The organism is Synechococcus lacustris str. Tous (assembly GCF_003011125.1).
GTDB classification, from domain to species: domain Bacteria; phylum Cyanobacteriota; class Cyanobacteriia; order PCC-6307; family Cyanobiaceae; genus Synechococcus_D; species Synechococcus_D lacustris.
Genome location: NZ_PXVC01000106.1, coordinates 1 through 4,730 on the forward strand (window position 1 = coordinate 1; position 4,730 = coordinate 4,730).

At 40.5% G+C, this 4,730-nt stretch carries 3 protein-coding genes; 2 read left to right on the plus strand and 1 reads right to left on the minus strand.

From position 1 onward, the window contains the following. A partial coding sequence (locus tag C7K08_RS12645; RefSeq protein ID WP_479725435.1) for an MBL fold metallo-hydrolase occupies nucleotides 1–692 on the minus strand: 692 nt, incomplete at its 3' end. A gap of 230 nt (nucleotides 693–922) precedes the next feature. On the opposite strand from C7K08_RS12645, the gene C7K08_RS12650 reads away from it, so the two are divergent. Both C7K08_RS12650 and C7K08_RS12655 read left to right on the plus strand, forming a co-directional pair. Next, on the plus strand, nucleotides 923–3,238 hold the full coding sequence (locus C7K08_RS12650) for a clostripain-related cysteine peptidase (protein WP_106500939.1): 2,316 nt from the start codon (nucleotides 923–925) through the stop codon (nucleotides 3,236–3,238). Between the two features lie 33 nt (nucleotides 3,239–3,271). Continuing rightward, a complete protein-coding gene (locus C7K08_RS12655; protein WP_106500940.1) occupies nucleotides 3,272–4,306 on the plus strand; it encodes an IS5 family transposase in 1,035 nt (344 codons plus the stop codon). The last annotated feature ends 424 nt before the right edge of the window (nucleotides 4,307–4,730 follow it).

Here is a 4,730-nt window from a genome sequence, read left to right on the forward strand (position 1 = left end):
AGGCGATTCACCACCAGCTCCACCTGGTTTGCCATCGGTGCCATCAAACAGTCGTAGTAGTAGCGGCGATCTTCACTACTGCTTGTTGGGTTGGTTTCGGCGTAGCTCTCGGTGCAGAGATGGGCGCCAAAAAATCGTCCGCTCATCAGCAGGCCACTGGCGCCGTGGAAAGCAGCTAAACCGCCGGGCCAACGGGGTGTTGGCAATGCCAACAGTTGCAGTTCGTGGCCATTGGGTAATACAAGCAGCTGTTCATGTTTAACCACCTCCAATGGCGCTAAAGCTGGTGGTGGAGTTGGCGCCTCAGTGCCCGGCCTTTGTTGGTTCCATAACTCCTTAAGCAGTTTGGCGCCGGCATTAGATGCCATCAGTTTTAGTTGTGGCCAGCTTTTTGCTAAGCGCTGCAGCAAGGCCACCCGATTTGGGTTCACATCACTTAGCACCACGGAGAGGGGGCTGGTGAAGGGCACTAAATCTTTTAGTTGCTCTAAGAATGGCTCCGCAAAGGCATCCCCAGGTGGATGCACCAGAACAGCTGCGCAATTACCGCTACTGGTATAAAGAAAACTGTTGTGGCAGGTGCCCCGCTCCAGCCCATACTCCACTCCAAATCGCAAGCGCTTTGGGCTTAACCCCCGCAGGCAGATCAAATCCTCCTCTAGCGCTATCTGAACAACACGGCGGTCTTCCATAGGTTTTAGTGTACCTAAATCTTTAGAGAATTTACTAGGCATATGAGTTAAGCCCTTGTTCAAAAGTGCTTAAACCTTAGGTTAAAACAGATCTTTTCCGCTTCGATTGCGAAACGGCATTTTACGCTATTTGTTGATGGGGAAATATCTCAGAGTGTAACTAATGATCAGCTTGCGCTGTGTTAGCCACCCAGCCATGCTAAGATTAATAAACTCTGAGTACCTTTGAAATGGCTGATACCTACAACATCGCAAATCTTTTTACAAACGTAGATCTATCAAGATATCTAACAGAGAACTTAGTTGAAAAAGAATTGGCACTTCTTAAAAATCCGGGTCAGTTCTCCTCATCAATTCTATTTGATCAAGCTAATGGAGTTGACAATAATCTAGCTTACCCCACTGGCTGGAACGGAGTGGATTCCTACAATACGAGTGGTTTCTCGCAGGACATTTGGAAGAAAACAGGTATAGCAATTGTCCAACCCAGTAAAATATCTAATGAAAAATTTATGGCAATTTATGAGGAAGCCATTAATAATCCTTCCAGTTATGCAAATAATTTAACTCAATCAATTATTGCCACTGGAAGTACAAAATCTTCCCAGAATATATCCCCGAGCATTAATATTGGCATTTCTACTAAGTTTGATATTTTGCCTGAAATGCAAACAGGTTCTCCGGTCGCTGTAGATTACATCCTTGATCAATCAAATAGCAGTATATTTTTTAATCAAAAAACCCACGCCATTTGGCTTTCAAATCATGGCGGTAGTTTTATTAATGGATCGAACGGAGATGGCCCGAGTACTGATCTCGATCAAAATTATATCAATCTAGAGGTTGTTGATTTCAAAAATAGCCTTTCTAAATCTATTTTAAATTCAGCCCAGAAAAGTAGATTTGGACTTGTAACTTACGATGAGTGTCTGATGGCTAATGTTGAACTAGCTACTGAGCTAGCTAGCGTAACTCGATATATTCTCGCTTCTCAGGAGGTAGTACCTGGATATGGTTTTGATTACTTTCTAACTTTATCTGACTTTAAAACGAATTCCAAGCTCGAGTCACAATCAGATATTGAGTTCGTATCTAAACGTTTAGGCGAAGCATTCGTCTCAACTTTTAATGGCCGTAATAGTATTTTCTATACTATTTCTCTCACAGATACAAATGCTATCCCGGATCTTAATAAGGCGATCAAGGCTTACGTTGATGAATTATTGAAAAGCGATGAGAAACTTTTGAATAACTTGCTTAATACTCTTAGACTGAAAGGGACTTCTTACGAGTATAAGTATTTGCAGGATCTTGGTAATCTTGCTCTGATTACCAAAAGCTTACAAGGGGCCTCAACAGCACTAATAAATGCTTCTCAAGAGATCTTAGTTAAGCTTGATAATGCAGTAGTTGTGAATAATCAAAAATATCGACCTATTGCGGATGGATTTATAGAAAAGAATAGTTCTGGTCTAACAATTACACTCCCAACAGACTACAGCCAGTACGTTGATTTGGGAACTTCGGCAAAATTTAAAATTAAAGCGCCAGAATTTGAGGCTCAAACTGGATGGTCTGCATTATTAGACAGGATTGCAAAGTTGTTGCAAACGGTTGATACTAACACGGCTTCTGCCGATCAATCAGAGAAGAAAGTACGTTATAGTGGGGAAATAATAAAAAGCTTTTCAAACGAAGCATGGTTTGCTCTAGAAATTAATGGCTATCTATCTGAGCTTTCTAGTAATTCTCTTGTAAACAGTAATAGTGTTATTTTGCCTGAATTAAAAACCGCAGAAGTATCAGATCTTATCTTGTATTTAGATCTCCTTTCCGTAGGAAATTCAGGTACTATTACTGTTGAATTTCAGGATTTAAATGGCAATAAGAAGGGAGGTTGGTCTAAACAAGTAAATAATCCTGATACATTATTATTTAATTTTTCTGAGCTTCATTTCGGAGATAAACTTCTCGAATTTGCTAATGGTGACAAGATTGTTCTAATTCCATCTGATGGATTAGATATTTCTTACGACTTGGATATGTTGGTAAAGGATCATGATCTTAAAGAATTTGGCGAACCAGACAGTAATGGTTTTTTTGCCGAATTCAATACACCCATATTGCTTAATACCTCTTTGATCGCCAATCGAGATCAAAGGTTTTTATTTAACACTCCTGTGCTTCCTCAGGAATTAGGCAAGGAGGAGCAATTATTTCATACTGATGTTGTTTTACTTTCTGAATTCCCTGGAACCTTTCGTGTCTCCTTTGAGGAATATGACGGCCCTAGTGTGGTTTTTGAATCAATGGACTACATAGATGAATTGATCAGCCTAAAACCATCTACTAACTATATGGTAACTATTTCCTATCAGGATAGCGACGAAATTTATTCAGATATCTATCCTGAAAAGTTATCCAGTCCATCATCTGATGTAGCGCTTTATCTTAATTATGATGCAAATCAACCAGATAACCTGGATGATGCCATATTAAGGGCACCTCGAAAAATTGATGTAGCTCTAGATAGAGGTTCGGTTTGAGTTATAATTCTCTGAGATAATTGACTGTTACCAATGGGCCAAAAGGGTTTCTGGGACGAACAAGAAAGAGTATCAAAGCTCAAAAATAAGAAGCCTGTTCTAACTTGCYTTTCGGAATCAATTCCATGGGAAGCATTTCGYCCATTACTTGAKAAGGGTTAYAKTCAAGARCGCAAGAGCAATGCTGGCCGYAAAAGAATTGATCCSCTTATTTTATTTAAAATGCTGGTTCTCCAGCAACTTTTTAAYCTGAGTGATGAGGAGGTTGAGTTTCAAGTTAATGACAGGCGTTCGTTTGAGGAATTTGTTGGTTTGGGCGTAATGAATGATATCCCMGAYGCAACTACAGTGGCTTTTTTTAGAGAGCGTCTCCGTRAGGCGAATGTAATAGATGAGCTTTTTGAAATGTTTGAGAGCTACCTAAGAGATCAAGGACTAGAAGCCCGCGGTGGACAAATCATTGATGCCACACTTGTTCCTGTCCCAAAGCAGCGTAATAGCCGGGAAGAGAATAAAGAGATAAAGGCGAATCGCCTACCAGATGGATGGAATGAAAGCCCAAAGCGACTGCAGCAAAAGGATTTGGACGCGCGTTGGGTTAAAAAAAATGATATCAACCACTATGGTTATAAGAACAGCATTTGCATTGATGCTGAGCACGGTTTTATCAGACGTTTTGTAGTTACCCCTGCAAATATTCACGATAGCCAGATGCTTCCAATGCTCCTAGATCCTGAAAATCACGATGATTATGTATGGGCAGATTCTGCATATTCTGGCGAGCGTTTTAAAGATTTACTTAGCTTAGCTGGATTTGAAAATAGGATCCATGAGAAGGGCTCAAGAAATCACMCTCTAAGTGCAGCTGCAACAGAGCGCAATTCCATTAGGTCTCAAACTCGAGCTCGAGTAGAACATGTATTTGGTTGTTTTGCTACATCAATGGGAGGCAAATTCACAAGAAAAATYGGGCTTAAAAAGAATAATGCTTGGTGGAGCCTAAAAAATCTTACATTTAATTTCTTACGCTACCTATATCTTTCAAGTAATTTATTGATCAGCATTTAATTAACTTATAAAATTGCATAAACTGTAAATCTATTTTCAATTTTGCGGGAGTTGTTACGATTAATATTTGCCGAAAGGCATTTTTTTATGAGCAGCTAAAGTTAGTAAAAAGCTCTTTTTTCGAGGTGCCCTTGAATATTAACYAATTRATTGAATATTAACTRCAATTAMYSCTTWAAATAACGATGCCCCCGGATTGCTCCGGGGGCTCTCGCCGGGTTCGCTATGGCGCGAAACCGTTTGATCAGGAAGCGAATGCCTTTATCAGGCGGCCTTCTCCGCGATCAGCAAACCCTGCATTTTGGAACTCTGGGACACGGGCACCTCCTCCTKTTTGGATGATGCTGACCGGTAAAGCCTTCGGTAGCAAGATCAAAAGATCYAGCTACCACTTCACTGTCAGCKGAACCCAACCAGTTTAACC

Coding starts and splice junctions, on each gene's coding strand:
- C7K08_RS12650 (WP_106500939.1), top strand. CDS start 923: ATGGCTGATACCTACAACATCGCAAATCTTTTTACAAACGTAGATCTA.